Genomic DNA, 17694 nt, shown 5'->3' on the forward strand with positions numbered 1-17694 from the left:
CTGCCACTGTCGAAGTTGCGCACCAACAAGTTCCCGATCAGGTAAAACGATAATTTCACCGGATTAGGTGAGGCGTTCACGTTCAGGGTTCCGGACTTCTCGATCCGCAAAACACCCCGATCAGGTGATGATCTGCGCCTGATTAATCCGTAGACTCCACTGCGTCGTATCCAAGGACAAGGAGAGAGGCAAGGAGGAGGATATGGTTCAAGCGAACATGGATCGAAGGACGTTCGTCGAGGCGCTCGGCGCCTTGGGAGCCCTGTCGATCGCCGGCGTGGGGATAGGGTCCCAGCCGTCCGTGGCGGTGGCTGCGGAATCGGCGTTCCCGCCGCCGCAGACCGGCAAGCCCGTCGAGGCGAAGGTCGATCCCAAGACGGGCGACGTGTCCGTCAACGAGGACGTGATCGTGCGCTACTCGGGATGCGTGGGATGCTACCAATCGTGCGGCAACCGCATCAAGCTCGACCGCGCTACCGGCCGGGTGCTCGGCGTGGGCGGCAACCCCTACAATCCGTCGGGCGCCGTCAAGCCGCTTCCGTTCGAAGCGCCGCTCGAGGAGGCGTACCGTTCCATGAGCTACGCCAACGGGGCGGGAAACCTCACGCGCGGCACGATCTGCGGGCGCGGGAACGGCACGCTCGACGCGGTCAGCCAGCCCGGGCGCATCACCACGCCGCTCAAGCGCGCCGGCAAGCGCGGCGAGGGCAAGTGGAAGCCCATCGGCTGGGACCAGCTTCTCAAGGAGGTAACCGAGGGCGGCAAGCTGTTCGCCGAGATCGGGGAAGACCACGATATCGAGGGCTTCAAGGCCGTGCACGACACCGTCACGCCCATCAACCCCGAGCAGCCCGACCTGGGCCCGAAGTCCAACCAGATCATCATCTGGAACACGCGCGCCGACGGGCGTCGCCAGCTGAACGCGCGCTTCGCGCAGACCTTCGGCACGGTGAACAACTTCAGTCACAACTCCAGTTGAGGCGCTGCCGGCGGAGCGAGTTCGCTCTACAAGAACAGCAGCAATGGTTGCGGCCTCGATATCGACGAGTCCGAGTACATCCTTTGGAGCGGTGCCTTCCCCGGGGGCAACGGCGGGCTCCAGACGAACAGCAAGCACCTGATCCCCCGACTGCTCGACGGCTCTCTGAAGGTAGACGTTCTGGACCCGACTTTGGCGAACGGGCTCGTGACGCCCACGATGCCCGGTATCAACTGGATACCCATCAAGCCGGCGACCAACGGCGCGCTCTACGCCGCCATCGTGCAGATCATGATGCGCGACAAGACCTACAACGCCGACGTCCTGTCCTTCCCCCAGCAGAAAGCGGCCGAGGCCGCCGGGTACGGGGCGTTCACCAACGCGGCCTATCTCGTCATCGTCGACGAGAACCATCCGAACTACCGCAAGCTCATGCGCGCGGCCGATGCCGGCATCGACGTGCCGGAGGAGAAGACGGCGGACGGCATGGCGGTGCAGCACTACGTGGTCATCGACGCCGAGACGAACGAGGCGGCGGCCCACACCTCCTGCGACAAGGCCGTCTTCGACTACGAGGGCGAGGTGAACGGCGTGAAGGTGCGCACCGGCTTCGCCATGATGCGCGATACGGTGAACGCCTACACGCTTGAAGAGTATGCCGAGATCACCGGCGTTCCCGTCGCGGAGATCGAGCGCATGGCGAAAGAGTACACCTCCCATGGCGTGAAGGTGAGCGTCAACGCCGGGGCGGGCTCCACCGCCGGCGTGAACGGGTTCGACACCCCGAACGGCCGCGAGGTGCTCCGCGCGCTGGTCGGCTCGAACCAGATGACAGGCGGCTCGTTCCCGTCCGGCATGCCGAACGTCGAGGGCAAGGGCGCGGCCCGGTACGACCTGACCACGGTCAAGGGCCAGCCGGGCGTCACGACGAAGAACGCCACCATCCTGTCGCGCGGCGGCAAGGCATGGGAGAAGACCGACGAGTACAAGAACCGGGTGGCCAAGGGCGAGAAGGACCCCAAGCCGATGCTGGAGTGGTTCACGACCGGCACGCAGTCCGACTCGCAGGCGCTCATGTCCGTGGTCAACCAGTACCCCTACCAGTGCAAGATCATGATGACCTGGATGTGCAACGTCATCCAGGCAACCCCGGGCGCCATGCGCGACGAGGTCGTCGAGCGTCTGAAGGACCCCGCGGTGCTTCCCCTGCACATCGTGTGCGACGTCGTCATCGGCGAGATGGCGCAGGTGGCCGACTACATCGTGCCTGACGTGACGCAGTACGAGAGCTTCGGCCTCCCCTCGGGCGGCGGCAGCTACGGCGCCGAGGTGCGCTGGCAGGCGAAGACGCCCGAGACCCCCGAGCTCGAGGACGGGAGCTACCTGTGCTGGGAGACGCTCCTGATCGACGTGGCGAAGGCGTGCGGCCTGCCCGGCTGGGGCGAGGACGCGATCCCCGATGCCGAGGGCGCCATGCACCCCTTCAACAATGCGGCCGATTACTATTTGAAGGCGGTGGCGAACCTCGCCTACGCCGACACGCCCGTCGCCGACATCGACGAGGCCGAGATGAGGCTGCAGGGGCTCGACGAGCTCCCCAGGAACTTCAAGGCCGCGGTGAGCGAGGAGGAGTGGCCGAAGGTCCTCAACGTGCTCTCGCGCGGGGGCCGTGCATGGCCCGACGAGTACGTCCGGGGCGCGGACGGGCGGTACCGGTTCCTGAAGCCCTTCGAGACCTACATCTACAACGAGAAGCGCGCGCTGATGACGAACTGCTACTCCGGCAAGCGCCTTCCCGCCACGCTTGGCTACAACCCCCCGATGTTCAGCGACCTGTCGCTCATGACGGACCACTATTCCGTCGAGGAGTTCCCGTTCACGAACTCCGAGCACAAGCCCCGCTTCCGTTCCATCTCGATGCTCTCGAACAGCCCCATCATGCGCGATATCTGCGCGCACAACTACCTCGAGATCAACAAGGAGGACGCGGCGGAGCTCGGCATCAAGGACGGTGACACCGTGCGCGCCGTCACCCCGCTCGGGGACGTGTCCGAGGGCGAGGCGATGGTCCGCGGCGGCCAGGTGAAGGGCGCGTTCAGCGTGTCGTTCGGATACGGGCACAGCAATTACGGCGCGCAGGACATCGACATCGACGGCCAGGTGGCCAAGGGCAACCCGGCGATCGCCGCCGGCGTGCGCACGCACCAGATGCTGGACCCGCTCGTGTCGGTGGACGGCGTGCTCGGCATCCTCTCCGACCATGACGCGTCGAGCCCTGGGCGTTGCGGCAGCATGTTCAAAATCGAGAAGGCGTAAGGGGGTATGCGATCATGAGCGAAAAACGACTCGGCATGTTGATTGACCTTGCCCTCTGCATCGGCTGCAACGCCTGCGTGGTTGCGTGCAAGATGGAGAACGACGTGCCGCTGGGCTGCTTCAACACGTGGGTGGAGAGCTGGGATGTGGAAGACGGGGAGAGGACCCGCCGCGCCAACGTCCCCAAGCAGTGCAACCATTGCGAGAATCCCCAGTGCGTGAAGGTGTGCCCCACGGGCGCGAGCTACGTGGCGGACGACGGTACCGTGCAGATCGACGCCGAGAAGTGCATCGGATGCAAGTACTGCCTGGCCGCATGCCCGTACCAGGCGCGCTACGCGACCGAGTCCGGCGAGGCGGGGAAGTGCTCCTTCTGCCACCACCGCACCACGGAGGGAATGCTTCCGGCCTGCGTGGGCACCTGCGTGACGAGCGCCCGCTACTTCGGCGACCTGAACGACCCGGACAGCGACATCTCGAAGAAGCTCGCCTCCGGCAGCGGCGAGGTGCTGAACTCCGACCTGGGCCTGAGCCCGTCGCTGTACTACTTCGACCTGTCCGCTGCCGAGGCCATGCCCGTCGTGTCCGCCGTGCACCGCGGCGGCAACGTCTACAAGCCGTTCGAGGGGTGATCCAGATGGTATGGGATGGATTTGTCGCGTTTTACCTGTTCCTCGCCGGGCTCGGCGCAGGGGCTTTCGTTCTGGGGGTGCTCGCGGGCTGGGCTAAGAACCCGGCGCCGCGCATGAAGAAGATCGCATTCCTGGTCGTGCTCGTAACGGTGGCCGTCGGCACGCTGGTCCTGGTGTTCGACGCGAAAGCCGGTCTCGGCAACCCGATGCGCTTCTTCCTGCTGGTGACGAACCTCTCGTCGGTCATGGCGTGGGGCGTCATCATACTGAGCGCGTTCCTCGTCGTCGCCTTCGTCGACCTCGTCATCCTCATGGTGAAGAAGAAGACGCCGAAGGCGCTCGATATCGTCGGCCTGGCGCTGTCCGTTTGCGTGGCCGCCTACACCGGCGTGCTGCTGGGCGACGCGGGCGTGGCGTTCCCGCTGTGGAACATGGCCGTCCTGCCGATCCTCTTCGTGGTGTCGGCGGCTTCGACGGGTTTCGCAGCCGTGCTCCTGGTCACCCGCCTCGCGGCGCCGGACGAGGCGGCCGGCCTTCCGTTGTTGGCGAAAGCGGGCTTGGTCCTGCCTGTTCTCGAGCTTGTTTTGGTGGTTGTCCTGCTGGCGGTGACGGCGTCGGTGCAAGGCTCGGCGGCCGAAGCGGCGGCGGCTTCGGTGGGTGCCTTGGTGAGCGGCGCCTACGCCGTGCCGTTCTGGTTGGGCTTCGTCGGCATCGGCCTGGTCCTCCCGTTCTGCCTCGAGCTGCTGGGCCGCAGGAAGGCCGGCGCCGGCGAGGCAGCCGGTTCCAGCAAGGCGCTGGCCATAGCCGGCGAGCTGGGCGTGCTGGTGGGCGGCTTCATGCTACGCTACCTGGTGATCATGGCCGCTTTGCCGGTCGTCCTGGCTTAACGGCCGATTGTTGAGAGGAATGTGCTTTGAACGACGTATCGACGTTTCATGACGAGGTCCGGCGCGTGCACGGCTGCAGCGTGCTTTTGAGCGCATGCGCCGCCGCGTTGCTCAACGAGCCGACCGAGCAGGTTGTTCAGGACGTGCGTCGCGTTGCAGAGGCGCTGGGGGATACCCGCTTCGACGGGGTCGAACCCGGCGCCCCTCTCACCCAGCGGTACTACGACCGGTTCTTCGTTTCCGCAAGCCCCTTCTTCGTGCCTTTGAGCGAAAGCAGCGTTCGCGGCGCATTCGACGAGGATGGCCGTACCGTCTACGCTTCCACCCATAGCTCGAAGGGGGACCACGCGTTTCTCTGCTACGAGGCCGCGGGCTTCGACTATCGCGCGCTGGGCGGGTTCGAGCCGGCGGTCAAGGCCCTCAAGCCCGATTCGCTCGCTTGCGAACTGGCGTTTCTCGCTGCTTTAGGCTTCCATGCCGCACAGGCGGACGACGAGGCGTGCGCCTGTGCGAGCATCAGGCTCTTCGAGGAGTTCGCTCGCGAGCACGTAGGGGCTTGGATCTCGCAAGCGGCGCGTTGCCTGGCGGCGGCGGATGACGACTTCTATGCCCGCGTCGTCGCCTTCGCGGCCGAAACCTTGCAGGCGCTGGCGGCGCGGCGCTAGCAGACGCAGGCTGTCCGGTCGCCCGGGCCGCCATGTGCTGAAGTTCGGTCCGGCCATGGGCAGGCGCCCCTTTGCGGGCGCGGAGCCGCCGCCCGCGCCCGCCTCCTTTTCGGAACTGCATATTTCTTGCCGAAACACCGAAAATAATGCAAACTGCGCTCATAAACCTCGCAAAAGTCGTATACTAGCCCTCGACCTTTAAGGCGGTACGGAGAGACCGACAAGGTGCGCAGCATAGCTTTCCCAGGATCACGTGCGCCTTTGTCCCCGACGAAGGCGTTTTTTCGTATATGCTGCCCGAGCGGAAGGAAGATTTTGAGCGAGATTGCGAACAAGCTCTTGGAGGGCACGTCGAAGCCGGCGCCCCGGCCGGCGATGCTCGTGCTGGAGGACGGCGCGGCGTTCCGCGGCACGTCATGCGCCGCCGAAGGCGAGGTGTACGGCGAGATCTGCTTCAACACGTCGCTCGAGGGCTACCTTGAGGTGGTGACCGACCCGTCGTACGCCGGTCAGATCGTCACCATGACGTATCCGCAGATCGGCAACTACGGCGTGAATCCCGATGACGCCCAGGCGGGCGAGCCTGCGCTGCGCGGCCTGGTGGTGCGCGATATGTGCACGGCGCCTTCGAACTGGCGCAGCGTCCTGAGCCTGCCCGACTACCTGCGCGATCACGGCGTGGTGGCCGTGGAGGGCGTGGACACCCGCGCGCTCGTGCGCCACGTGCGCGATTGCGGCGCCCAGCGTGCCGTGCTCTCCACCGTCGACGTGGACGAGGCGAGCCTTTTGCGCAAGGTGCGCGCGAGCGAGCCCCTCGTGGGGCAGAACCTCGCCGCCACGGTGTCGTGCGAGAAGCCGCACGCCGTGGGCGCAGGCGACCTGCCTGCGAGCCATGCGTTCGCCGTCGCGCCCGCCGTTCCCGCGTGCCACCGCGTGGTCGCCTACGACTGCGGCGCGAAGCGCTCCATCCTGCAGAACCTCGTGCGCTCGGGCTGCGAGCTCACGGTCGTGCCGTGGGACACGCCGGCGGAAGAGGTGCTGGCCATGGCCCCCGACGGCGTGTTCCTGTCCAACGGTCCCGGCGACCCCGAGGCCGTGGAGGGCACCTACTCGCAGGTGGAGAAGATCTTGGGCCAGGTGCCCGTGTTCGGCATCTGCCTCGGGCACCAGATGATCGCGAAGGCCGCCGGCGCCGCCATCGAGAAGCTCAAGTTCGGCCACCGCGGCGGCAACCACCCCGTGATGAACCTGCTCACCGGCCGCGTGGAGATCACGGCGCAGAACCACGGCTTCGGCCTGGTGTTCCCGAGTCTGGGCGAGCTCGTGCCCGAGCTCTCGGGCGGCTTCAAGGGCCACGAGGACGACCTGCGCTTCTGGGCGCGCGCCGGTATCGCGCCGGTCGTGGACAACCCGCGCTTCGGCCGCATCCGCCTCACGCACGTGAACTTGAACGACGGCACGGCCGAGGGCGTCGCCTTCCTCGACATCCCCGCGTTCAGCGTGCAGTACCACCCCGAGGCCTCGCCCGGCCCTACCGACGCCCACTACCTGTTCACCGCCTTCGGCCGCCTCATGGACGGCCGCGAGGACTACCTCGACATCGACATCGCCGCCGACCGCCTCGCCGGCTGGACCTTCGGCGAGCAGGCCGCCACCGTGGCGGGGGCGGAAGGAGGCTCCCATGCCTAAGCGCGACGACATCAAGACCATCCTCGTCATCGGGTCCGGACCCATCGTCATCGGGCAGGCGTGCGAGTTCGACTACTCGGGTGCGCAGGCGTGCAAGGTGCTGAAGGCCGACGGCTACCGCGTGGTGCTGGTCAACAGCAACCCCGCCACCATCATGACCGACCCGGGGCTGGCCGACCGCACCTACGTGGAGCCCATCACGCCCGAGTTCGTGGAGCAGGTCATCGTGAAGGAGCGCCCCGACGCGCTTTTGCCCACGCTCGGCGGCCAGACCGGCCTCAATACGGCCGTCGACCTCGCGCGCGCCGGCATCCTGGACAAGTACGGCGTGGAGATGATCGGCTGCGACCTGGCCGCCATCGAGCGCGGCGAGGACCGCAAGCTCTTCAACGAGTGCATGGCCGAGCTCGGCATAGAGACGTCGAGAAGCGGCTACGCCTACTCCCTGGCCGACGCCGAGGCCATCGTGGCCGAGCTCGGCTATCCTGTGGTGCTGCGCCCCTCGTTCACGCTCGGCGGCGCGGGCGGCGGCATCGCGCACGATCAGGCCGAGCTGCACGAGATCGTGGGGCAGGGCCTGGAGCTGTCGCCGGCCGGAGAGGTGCTCGTGGAGGAGAGCATCGAGGGCTGGAAGGAATACGAGATGGAGGTCATGCGCGACCATGCCGGCAACGGCATCATCGTGTGCTCCATCGAGAACTTCGACGCCATGGGCGTGCACACGGGCGACTCCATCACGGTGGCCCCCGCGCAGACGCTCTCGGACGTGGAGTACCAGCGCATGCGCGCGGCGTCGCTCGCCATCCTGGAGAAGATCGGCGTGGAGACGGGCGGCTCCAACGTGCAGTTCGCCGTCAACCCCGACAACGGCCGCATGATCGTGATCGAGATGAACCCCCGCGTGTCGCGCTCCTCGGCGCTTGCGTCGAAGGCCACGGGCTTCCCCATCGCGAAGGCGGCGGCGAAGCTGGCCGTGGGCTACACGCTCGACGAGATCGTGAACGACATCACGAAGGCCACCCCGGCGTGCTTCGAGCCCTCCATCGACTACTGCGTGGTGAAGGTGCCGCGCTTCGCGTTCGAGAAGTTCCAGGGCGCCGACGACACGCTGTCCACGCGCATGAAGGCCGTGGGCGAGGTCATGGCCATCGGCCGCACGTTCGAGGAGGCGCTCGGCAAGGCCATGCGCTCGCTGGAGAACGGACGCTCGGGCCTGGGCGCGGACGGGAAGGACGCGGGCCTGCCGGACGGCGAGGCGTTCGACGACCTCGTGGCACGCCCCACGGCCGACCGCGTGTTCTACCTGGCCGAGGCGCTGCGCCGCGGCTGGACGGTGGAGCGCGTATGCGCGGCCACCGGCATCGACCCCTTCTTCATCTCGCGCATGGCCGACATCGTGCGCGTGCAGGAGAACCTGCGCGGCATGCACCTCGATGAGCTGGATGCCGATGCGTTCCGCCTGCTCAAGCGCATGGGCCTCTCCGACGCGCAGATCGCGCACCTCACGGGCGCGGACGAGCTCACCGTGCGCACGTGCCGCAAGCTCTTGGGCGTGAAGCCGGCGTTCAAGACCGTCGACACCTGCGCGGCCGAGTTCCCCAGCTCCACGGCCTACCACTACAAGACCTATGACGCCGACGAGACCGAGGTGGCGCCCAAGACGCGCCGCCGCGCCATGATCCTCGGCGCGGGCCCGAACCGCATCGGCCAGGGCATCGAGTTCGACTACTGCTGCGTGCACGCGTCTTACGCGCTCGCCGAGGCCGGCTTCGAGACCATCATGGTGAACTGCAACCCCGAGACCGTGTCCACCGACTACGACACCTCCGACAAGCTGTACTTCGAGCCGCTCACGTTCGAGGACGTCATGGACATCGTGGACGTGGAGCGCCCGGACGGCGTGGTGGTCACGCTCGGCGGCCAGACGCCGCTCAAGCTGGCGAACGCGCTCGCGGAGGCGGGGGTGCCCATCATGGGGACCTCGCCGGAGGCGATCGACCTGGCCGAGGACCGCGACCGCTTCAGCGCCATCCTCGACGAGATGGCCATCACCTACCCGGCCGCCGGCATGGCCTCCACCTACCAGGAGGCCTGCGTCGTGGCCGACCAGATAGGCTTCCCCCTGCTCGTGCGCCCGAGCTACGTGCTGGGCGGGCGCGGCATGGGCATCGTGTACGACGGCGCCCAGCTGGAGAAGTACATGGCCGAGGCCGCGAAGATCTCGCCCGACCACCCGGTGTACCTCGACCGCTTCCTCGAGGGCGCGGTGGAGGTGGACCTCGACGCGCTCTGCGATGGGAGCCAGGTGTACGTGGGCGGCGTGCTCGAGCACATCGAGATGGCCGGCATCCACTCGGGCGACTCGGCCTGCTGCACGCCGCCGTTCGCGCTGTCCGAGGCGCTCGTGTCGCAGCTGCGCTCCGTCGCGCGCGATCTGGCGCTGCGCCTGGGCGTGGTGGGGCTCATCAACATCCAGTTCGCCATCAAGGACCAGGTCATCTACATCATCGAGGCCAACCCGCGCGCCAGCCGCACCGTGCCGTTCGTGTCGAAGGCCACGGGCGTGCCGCTGGCGAAGATGGCCGCGCGCATCATGGCGGGCGAGAAGATCGCCGACCTGGGCCTGCCGCCCGACGACCGCCGCCTCGAGCACTACAGCGTGAAGGAGGCCGTCATGCCCTTCGGCCGCTTCCCGGGAGCGGACACGGTGCTCGGCCCCGAGATGAAGTCCACCGGCGAGGTCATGGGCATCGCCGGCAACTTCCCGGCTGCGTTCGCCAAGACGCAGCTGGCCATCAGCTACGCGCTGCCCGAGGGCGGCACCGTGTTCATCAGCGTGTGCGACCGCGACAAGCGCGCCATCGTGTCCATCGCGCGTGACATCGTGCGCCTAGGCTTCAAGGTGGTGGCCACGGGCGGCACGGCCCGCACCCTGCGAGCGGCCGGCGTGGACTGCGAGGAAGTGAAGAAGGTGCACGAGGGCGCGCCCAACGTGCTCGATCGCATCGCCGCCGGCGAGATAGCGCTCATGATCAACACGCCGTTCGGCCACGCCACGCGCGCCGACGGCTACGAGCTGCGCCTGGAGGCCGTGAAGCACGGCGTGACCCACGTCACGAACCTGGCCGGCGCCCAGGCCATGGTGGCCGGCATGGAAATGGCCCGCGCGAACGGCCTCACTGTGGTGGCCTTGCAGGACCTTCCCCAGTGGGGGTAGGCGTTCAAGGCGGGCGGCGATCCTTCGTCGCCCGCCTGTCGTCTGCCATCTGAAACGTCGCCGCCTATTACAGTCCGAAGATCGAGGCAACGTACGACAGCACGAGGCCCATATCGTCCTCGCTCGCCTGCGCGAGCCGTTTGCACCTTCGATTCGACAGGTCGACCGTTCTCACCTGCTCGACGCACACGAAACCGCGCACCTCCTCATGGTCGATGCCCACATGCAGGGGGTACCCGTTGTTCACGGAGGTGATAGGGCAGACGGCTGTTAGGCTGGAACGCGCATTGAACGTGTTCGAGCTGACCACGAGGGCGGGACGGTACTTGTTCGGCTCATGCCCTACCGACGGCTCGAAGTCGACCGCGATGATATCGCCTTGCTCGCAGATCATCACCATATCTCCTTGCCAACCGGTTCGCCCCAGTCGATCTCGTCGCCAACGCACGGCCAATCCTCGGGCGGTTCGTACGTGCCCGTCCAACCTTCGAACAGCTCGTCGAGATCGACCGGATGCGTCGCGAACCTTCGGCGCTGCGGCTTCAGCTCGATGCCCGCAGCTCCTTCCTCGATAATCAGCTTGTCGCCGACGGACAGCCCGTATTTGTCGCACAGGCTTTTCGGAATGAGCACCCCTTGGCTATTGCCCCATTTCGTCAGAGTCGCGTATACCATGGCACTCCTTTCATGTATAAACATCGTATAAACATTATAGCATGCACTATGGGCCATGCCAATCACCGCAGCGGTCAGCCGTCCAGGAACTCCGCGAGCAGGCGGTCGGGGTCTTCCAGGAAGCGGTGGAGGGCGTCCCATTCCATGGTCTGCTCAAGGCCCACGCGGCGCACCTCATCCTCGAACTGGTAGATGACCGCCCCCGGCGCCGAGAGCAGGATGGGGGAGTGCGTGGCCACGACCAGCTGCGAGCCCGCGTTCGCCAGCCGCAGTATCTCGGCCAGGAGCGCCACCTGCCCCAGCTGCGAGAGCCCCGTCTCGGGCTCGTCGAGCACATAGAACCCCTCGCCGCCGAAGCGGCGCGACACGAGCGCGAGGATGCCCTCGCCATGCGAGCGGGCGTGCAGCGACCGTCCACCGAAGTAGCGACGGTCGTCCTCGAGCGCGTCCATCTCCGATATGAGGTTGAACAGCGTGTCCGAGCGCACGAGGAAGCTGTCGCGCGGCCGGCAGATGCCCCTGAGCAGGCGCACGTGGTCGCAGAGTTCGGAGTGGTCGTCGTGCACGGAGAACGTGTAGTTGCGCGAGCCGCCCTCGGGGTTGAGGCCGTAGGCGATGCCCATCGCCTCCAGCAGCGTCGACTTGCCCGTCCCGTTCTCGCCGCAGAAGAACGTGATGCGCTGGGCCAGGTCGAGCTCATGCAGGCTCGCGATGGCCGGCACGTCGAACGGGTACGCGTCCCGGCGGGGAACGCCTGCCCAGTCGATGGCGAGCGAGGTGACGAAGACGTTGTCGCGCATCAGGACGTCCGTGGCTCGTCCACGCGTTTCATCAGGTGAGCGGCCACCTCGGGGAAGTCGCGCACGACGCGCATGAGCGTGTCGGCCGTGCGGTTCTGGAACACCGAGCCCCTCTCCCAGCGCACGACCGTCTTCGGCCCCGCGCCGATGAGCTTCTCGAACTTGGCCTGCGAGAGTCCCAGGCTCTGCCGAAGCTCTCGCACCTCGTCGCCCGAGAGCAGCCCGTTGTCACGCTTGTACTGGTCGACCGCTCGCCGGTGGATATCGCCGTCCATTCCGCTCTCAAGGTAGATCTCGCCGCAGCTTGCGCATAGGCAGTAATCAGCGTCGTCGACGATGATTTGCTCGCCCTTCACATCCCATTCGATAGGTCCATGGATGTCCATGATCTTTCCGCCGCATACTGGGCATTTCGTCATCATCACCATGTATAACCCCATTCCTTGCACGACATCAGCATGACGGTGGCCACATCGCCTTCGACGATGAATTTCACGTAAAAACAACCGCAAACGCCGTCTTCGTCGTAGTCGCAGCAGTACACGTCAGCCCAAGAACCATCGTTTCGTCTCGGTTCGAGTGATTTTACGAACTCGTTGTCCTGAAGAGAAAGCATTATGCGTCGCGCGAGGATTGGGCTGAAACCGTGGTTTCGCAGCCATGACGTCCCCTTCTTCGAAGCGCTGTACCGTCCTTCCCGCACCAATCGTTTCACTTCAGCGAGATCGTAACGTGGTCCTTTTCCGTTCATGGTAGCACCACGCTACCATCTACAGTATACGGAACGGACACGTGGAATGCAAGAGGGCAAAGCATAGTCGCCACCTCCTTGTCGATCACGGCTGTCCCCGAGAGGGTTAGGAGGTCGCTCCAGCCACTACTAGAACTTATGTACGTATAATAGCATAGCGTGCTCAATAATAGAACATGTGTTTGCAAAAATTCTAGAGATGGTCTTGGTGCGAGACGTCTTCAACGGGATTTGCTACACTGACCGAGCCGCGCCACGACGAGCCGAGGAGGCCTGCCTCATGGAGGAAGAGCTGACGTTTTCAACCCGCGAGAAGTTCCGCGCTTGGCTGCGCGCCCACGGCGAGGCGGGCGGGGGCGTGTGGCTCGTGTTCGGCAAACCGGGCGGACGCAAGACGCTCAAGGCGTCCGAGGCGCTGGAGGAGGCGCTCTGCTTCGGGTGGATCGACGGGCGCATGCAGCGCATCGACGACGCGTCCTACCGCAAGTACTTCGCGCCGCGCCGCGCGAAGAGCGTCTGGTCCGACAAGAACAAGGCGCTTGCGGTCGAGCTCGAGGAGCGGGGCCTCATGACCGATGCGGGCCGGCGCGCCATGGAGGCCGCCAAGCGAAACGGCTGCTGGGATGCCAAGAAGGCCCCGGACGTCACCGAGGACGACACCGCCGCCCTCGAAGCGCTCATCGCCGGCCACGAGCCGGCGGCCTCGAACTTCCAGGCCATGTCGCCCTCGGTGCGGCGCACCTACACGCGCGCGTACTTCGACGCCAAGACCGACGCCGGCCGCGAGAAGCGCCTCGCCTGGATGCTCGACCGCCTCGACCGCAACCTCAAGCCCATGTAGCAGGGGCCGCGCTCGCCGTGTCTTCGGCGTGCTTGGGGGTCTTCGGCGATCAATCCTTCTTCGCTCTCGGCGGGCGGACGGACCCGCGCTTGATCCCGATGTCGAGCGCGGCCAGCGCGTCCAGCGCCTCATGGGCGGCGGCGTCCGCCTGCGCGGCGTCGAGGCCCCGTTCGTCGACGACCTCGCGCACGGCCGCCGCATAGTCGCGCCTGTGCCGCTCGTTCAGCTTGGTCCAGTTCACGTGCGCGAATCCGTCGGCCATCGCACGGTCGAAGGGCAGCCGCCCCTGCGCCATGAGCACGGCGATCACGGGGTAGCCCGCGTAGCCCTGCCAGTACGTGGCGCTGTCGTTCGACGAGTACACGGCGCCGTCCTCGCTCCATGTCACCGTGTAGGCCTTCTCGCCGTTCGACGAGGCCACCGACGCGCGCCGCTTCTCGGCGTCGAGCGCCACGCGCCCGTCCGCCAGCGCGCTCCACGCCTCGAACACCTTCGCTAAAGGCGGCAGCTTCTCCATCATCGCTCCTTTTCTCGCTCCTACTCGACGTATCCTGCCGAGGCAGTATACCCCGGCTTCCGAGGTGTGACGCCGAAACAGGGTCGGCATGTCGAAAACGGGTTGGTTTGGCAATGGTCAACTTTGGATAACTTCGAAGGAGAAGAAGATCATCAGGGGTTTTGCTGGCGTTTGGGTTTTGAAGCAGGATTCAGGCCATGCCGAATTTGCCAAATCGTTCGTTTTTTGACACCTGGGCAAGAATTCGCGGGCACCGCGCGAAACCCCCCCCCATCCCTCTACGACGACCTGCGCGACCTCATGGCGCCGCACGCGCTCTCACGGCGGCGGGGGTCGCATCAGAGCTGGAAGCGCCGGCTATCCAACGGAAACTCCGCACCTGCTCGACGCTCGTCTCGTCCACGAAAGGTCGTTTCTCTGCCGAAGGGCTTCGCTCCTAATTCTGCTTATTGCAGTATAATGCGTTCGGTTCGCAGGGGGCGGCAGGGGGAAGCGGGAAGGAGGCCGAGCACGTGAAGGTTGCCGTCGTCGGATACGCCGGTTCGGGGAAATCCACGTTCGCCCGCAGGCTGGGCGATGCGCTCTGCATTCCGGTGCAGCATCTCGACCAGGTGTTCTACACTTCGAATTGGCAGGAGCGTGTTAAGGGGGAGGCGCGGGACCTTGCCGAGGCGTTCCTCGACGTCAACGACGCCTGGGTCGTAGACGGGACCTACCATAGGCTCGCCCTCGCGCGCCGGCTGGAGGCGGCGGACGTCATCGTGATCTTCGCTTTTCCGCGTCGCACCTGCTTGGCTCAAGCGTGGCGCCGCTCCCGCCGCTATGCGCATCGCGTTCGCCCCGACATGGCCGACGGCTGCATTGAGCGGCTCGACGCGGAGTTCGTTCTATGGCTGGTTTGGAAAGGCCGCACGCGCTCGCATCGAAAGCGCTTCGAGGAGATCCGCCGCGACTATGCGGAAAAAACGGTCGTCGTGAGGAGCCGCGACGAGGTGGAACGGCTTTTCTGCCGCCTCGCCGCATCGCCGTCTTCGAACTGAGGCTGCGAAACGGGCTGGGCTCCCATGGTCTTTTCCTTGGCATTTCGGCCTGTCAGATGCGTGCCCGGCCGCGCAGATGCTACAATCGGCCATCGGGAGACGAAGAACGCGCGCCGTCGGGCACAACCGCGGCGGCGCACAACCGAAAGGACGAACGTGGCACTCGTCAACGAGCGGGCGCGCATCCTCGCCAACGGGGAAGTCGGCCCCAACCTCTACCTCATGGAGCTCGCGGCCCCGCGCATCGCGGCCAGCATCGAGCCGGGGCAGTTCGTGCATATGAAGGTGCCGAACATGGAGGCGCACATCCTGCGCCGCCCGTTCTCGGTATACGCGCGCGACACGGCTGCCGGGACGCTCGAGATACTCTACCAGGCCGTGGGCTTCGGCACCGACCACATGACGCGCATCGAGCCCGAGCGCTGCGAGCACGTCTCGGGAGCAGAGCTCGTCGGCCCCGTCGGGCGCGCTTGGCAGCCGCCCGCGGACGCGCGCCGGGCGCTCCTCGTGGGCGGGGGCGTGGGCGCGGCCCCGCTCTTCATGCTGTGCGAGCAGCTGGTCGGCGCCGGCGTGCGCACCGACGTCGTGCTGGGCGCGCAGACCGAGGCCGCGCTCACCTGCCGCGCGCGCTACGAGGCCCTGCTCGACGCGCCGCCGCGCTGCGCCACCGACGACGGCAGCTTCGGCCGCGAGGGCTTCTGCACCTCGCTCGTGGACGAGGCGCTGGCTGAGGCCGCCGAGGCGGGCGAACCCTACGGCTACCTGGCCGTGTGCGGGCCGGAGCCCCTCATGAAGATCGTGGCCGGCATGGCCGCCGAGGCGGGCGTGCCCTGCGAGGTCTCCCTGGAGAAGCGCATGGCGTGCGGTGTCGGGGCCTGCCTGTCGTGCGTGGTCGACACGGTGGACGGAAAGAAGCGGGCCTGCGTCGACGGCCCGGTGTTCGATGCGCGGAAGGTGGTGTGGTAGATGGCCGGGATCGAGAACGCGCTGCCACTCGCGACGGCTCCGACAAGCGTCAAGATGGCCGTGAACCTGGGCGGCCTCAAGATGAAGAACCCGGTCACCGTGGCGTCGGGCACGTTCGCCGCCGGCCGCGAGTACGGCGACTTCGTGGACGTGGCCTGCCTGGGCGCCGTCACCACGAAGGGCGTGTCCCTGAACGGCTGGGAGGGCAACGCGAGCCCCCGCATCGCCGAGACGCCCTCGGGCATGCTCAACTCCATCGGGCTGCAGAACCCCGGCGTCGCGCACCTGAAAGAGCACGACCTGCCGTGGCTGGCCGAGCGCGGCGCGACGACCATCGTGAACGTGTCGGGCCACAGCTTCGACGAGTACGTGCAGGTGATCGAAGCGCTCGAGGACGCGCCGGTGGACGCCTACGAGGTGAACATCTCGTGTCCGAACGTGGACGCGGGCGGCATGACCATCGGCACGTGCACCGATAGCGTGGAGGCCGTGGTGTCCCGCTGCCGCGCGGCCACGAAGCGCCCGCTCATCGTGAAGCTCACCCCCAACGTCACCGACGTCGCCGAGATCGCGCGCGCCGCCGTGGCCGCCGGCGCCGACGCGCTCTCGCTCATCAACACGCTGCTCGGCATGGCCATCGACGCGGAGCGCCGCCGCCCCGTGCTCGCGCGCGGCGTGGGCGGCCTGTCGGGCCCGGCCGTGAAGCCGGTGGCGCTGCGCATGGTGTGGGAGGTGCGCAAGGCCGTGGACGTGCCGCTGCTCGGCATGGGCGGCATCTCGTGCGCGACCGACGCGGTGGAGTTCATGCTGGCGGGGGCCACGGCGGTGGCCGTTGGCACCGCGAATTTCGTGAATCCGCACGCCACGGTTGAAATCATCGACGGAATAGCGCAGTATTGCGAGAGACACGGAGTGAAAGACGTGCAGGAGCTGATAGGAGCGTTGGAATGGTGAATTCGTTCGAGGATATCCCCGCGCGCGACCGCGTGATCGTGGCGCTCGACTGCGGCATCGAGGAGGCCTTCGACCTCGCCGACCAGCTGCAGGGCAAGGCTACGTGGATGAAGGTGGGCATGACGCTGTTCTACGCGAACGGCCCGGCCATCGTCTATGCCCTCAAGGAGCGCGGCTTCAAAGTGTTCCTCGACCTCAAGTTCCACGACATCCCGCACCAGGTGGAGGGCGCCGCGTACGCTGCCGCCGGCAGCGGGGCCGACATGCTCACCATGCACACGGTGGGCGGCGTCGACATGATGGCGGCCGCCCAGAAGGGCGCCGAGCGCGCGGCCGCCGAGTACGGCCACGAGGTTCCGGCAACGCTCGGCATCACGGTGCTCACCAGCATGAACGACGCGGCGCTCGCCGAGACGGGCGTGAGCCGCGCCATGGCCGACCAGGTGGTGGTGCTGGCCGAGCAGGCCAAGCGCGCCGGCATCTCCGGCGTGGTGGCCTCGCCGCAGGAGGCTGCGCGCCTGCGCGAGATCCTGGGGCCGGACGCATACATCGTCACGCCGGGCGTGCGCCCCGCCGGTGCCGCCAAGGGCGACCAGAGCCGCGTGGCAACGCCTGCCGAGGCGTTCGCCAACGGCGCCTCGCACATCGTGGTGGGCCGTCCCATCACGCAGGCCGACGACCCTGCCGCCGCGTTCGAGGCCATCGCGGCGGAGCTGTAGAACCGTTCGCGCACGGTGGCGGGGGAGCGTTTCCCCCGTTCGACCT

The 17694-nt window shown here is 66.8% G+C and carries 18 protein-coding genes; 12 read left to right on the plus strand and 6 right to left on the minus strand.

Annotation, left to right across the window (positions count from 1 at the left end):
• Positions 1–202: 202 nt before the first annotated feature.
• The 7 genes from C1877_RS15905 to carB all read left to right on the plus strand — a co-directional run bounded on the left by C1877_RS15905 (position 203) and on the right by carB (position 10385).
• Complete coding sequence (locus C1877_RS15905) at positions 203–979, plus strand: molybdopterin-dependent oxidoreductase (protein ID WP_015540430.1); 777 nt, start codon at positions 203–205, stop codon at positions 977–979.
• Positions 980–1171: 192 nt separating this feature from the next.
• Complete coding sequence (locus tag C1877_RS06720) at positions 1172–3295, plus strand: molybdopterin dinucleotide binding domain-containing protein (protein WP_041239770.1); 2124 nt, start codon at positions 1172–1174, stop codon at positions 3293–3295.
• 14 nt (positions 3296–3309) lie between these two features.
• Positions 3310–3927, plus strand: coding sequence for a 4Fe-4S dicluster domain-containing protein (locus C1877_RS06725; RefSeq protein WP_173014844.1), 618 nt, complete (start codon positions 3310–3312; stop codon positions 3925–3927).
• Between the two features lie 5 nt (positions 3928–3932).
• Entirely contained in the window at positions 3933–4814 is an 882-nt protein-coding gene (gene nrfD, locus C1877_RS06730; RefSeq protein WP_114568751.1) for an NrfD/PsrC family molybdoenzyme membrane anchor subunit, read from the plus strand.
• Between the two features lie 26 nt (positions 4815–4840).
• Entirely contained in the window at positions 4841–5479 is a 639-nt protein-coding gene (locus tag C1877_RS06735; protein ID WP_041239772.1) for a molecular chaperone TorD family protein, read from the plus strand.
• A 315-nt stretch (positions 5480–5794) separates the two neighbouring features.
• Positions 5795–7168: a glutamine-hydrolyzing carbamoyl-phosphate synthase small subunit gene (gene carA / locus C1877_RS06740; RefSeq protein WP_041239773.1), complete on the plus strand. Its 1374-nt coding sequence runs from the start codon at positions 5795–5797 to the stop codon at positions 7166–7168.
• Positions 7161–10385 (plus strand): carbamoyl-phosphate synthase large subunit, encoded by a 3225-nt coding sequence (gene carB, locus C1877_RS06745; RefSeq protein WP_114568752.1) that lies wholly within the window; start codon positions 7161–7163, stop codon positions 10383–10385. The genes carA and carB overlap by 8 nt, the downstream gene beginning before the upstream one ends.
• Before the next feature lie 67 nt (positions 10386–10452).
• Here carB and C1877_RS06750 read toward each other — a convergent pair whose 3' ends face one another.
• The 5 genes from C1877_RS06750 to C1877_RS06770 all read right to left on the minus strand — a co-directional run bounded on the left by C1877_RS06750 (position 10453) and on the right by C1877_RS06770 (position 12611).
• Positions 10453–10779, minus strand: a complete 327-nt coding sequence (locus C1877_RS06750) for a type II toxin-antitoxin system PemK/MazF family toxin (protein WP_114568753.1) — start codon at positions 10777–10779, stop codon at positions 10453–10455.
• Positions 10779–11060, minus strand: a complete 282-nt coding sequence (locus C1877_RS06755) for an AbrB/MazE/SpoVT family DNA-binding domain-containing protein (RefSeq protein ID WP_041239774.1) — start codon at positions 11058–11060, stop codon at positions 10779–10781. Before C1877_RS06755 ends, C1877_RS06750 begins: the two co-directional genes overlap by 1 nt.
• Before the next feature lie 74 nt (positions 11061–11134).
• Entirely contained in the window at positions 11135–11860 is a 726-nt protein-coding gene (locus tag C1877_RS06760) for an AAA family ATPase (RefSeq protein WP_114568754.1), read from the minus strand.
• Complete coding sequence (locus C1877_RS06765; protein ID WP_315970798.1) at positions 11860–12300, minus strand: type II TA system antitoxin MqsA family protein; 441 nt, start codon at positions 12298–12300, stop codon at positions 11860–11862. Before C1877_RS06765 ends, C1877_RS06760 begins: the two co-directional genes overlap by 1 nt.
• Complete coding sequence (locus C1877_RS06770) at positions 12282–12611, minus strand: type II toxin-antitoxin system MqsR family toxin (RefSeq protein WP_083809180.1); 330 nt, start codon at positions 12609–12611, stop codon at positions 12282–12284. The genes C1877_RS06765 and C1877_RS06770 overlap by 19 nt, the downstream gene beginning before the upstream one ends.
• A 280-nt stretch (positions 12612–12891) precedes the next feature.
• Here C1877_RS06770 and C1877_RS06775 point away from each other — a divergent pair, with 280 nt between their 5' ends.
• Positions 12892–13452, plus strand: a complete 561-nt coding sequence (locus C1877_RS06775; protein WP_015540436.1) for a YdeI/OmpD-associated family protein — start codon at positions 12892–12894, stop codon at positions 13450–13452.
• Positions 13453–13501: 49 nt separating this feature from the next.
• Here C1877_RS06775 and C1877_RS06780 read toward each other — a convergent pair whose 3' ends face one another.
• Entirely contained in the window at positions 13502–13969 is a 468-nt protein-coding gene (locus tag C1877_RS06780) for a hypothetical protein (RefSeq protein WP_041239775.1), read from the minus strand.
• Positions 13970–14481: 512 nt separating this feature from the next.
• Between C1877_RS06780 and C1877_RS06785 the strand changes: the two genes are divergently transcribed.
• From C1877_RS06785 to pyrF, 4 genes are all read left to right on the plus strand, one after another.
• Complete coding sequence (locus C1877_RS06785; RefSeq protein ID WP_114568755.1) at positions 14482–15009, plus strand: P-loop NTPase family protein; 528 nt, start codon at positions 14482–14484, stop codon at positions 15007–15009.
• Between the two features lie 156 nt (positions 15010–15165).
• A complete protein-coding gene (locus tag C1877_RS06790) occupies positions 15166–15975 on the plus strand; it encodes a dihydroorotate dehydrogenase electron transfer subunit (RefSeq protein WP_114568756.1) in 810 nt (269 codons plus the stop codon).
• Complete coding sequence (locus C1877_RS06795) at positions 15976–16929, plus strand: dihydroorotate dehydrogenase (protein WP_114568757.1); 954 nt, start codon at positions 15976–15978, stop codon at positions 16927–16929.
• Positions 16923–17648, plus strand: coding sequence for an orotidine-5'-phosphate decarboxylase (pyrF, locus tag C1877_RS06800; protein ID WP_114568758.1), 726 nt, complete (start codon positions 16923–16925; stop codon positions 17646–17648). The genes C1877_RS06795 and pyrF overlap by 7 nt, the downstream gene beginning before the upstream one ends.
• Positions 17649–17694 lie beyond the last annotated feature (46 nt).

The sequence above is a fragment of the Gordonibacter pamelaeae genome (genome assembly GCF_003340385.1).
Lineage (GTDB): Bacteria > Actinomycetota > Coriobacteriia > Coriobacteriales > Eggerthellaceae > Gordonibacter > Gordonibacter pamelaeae.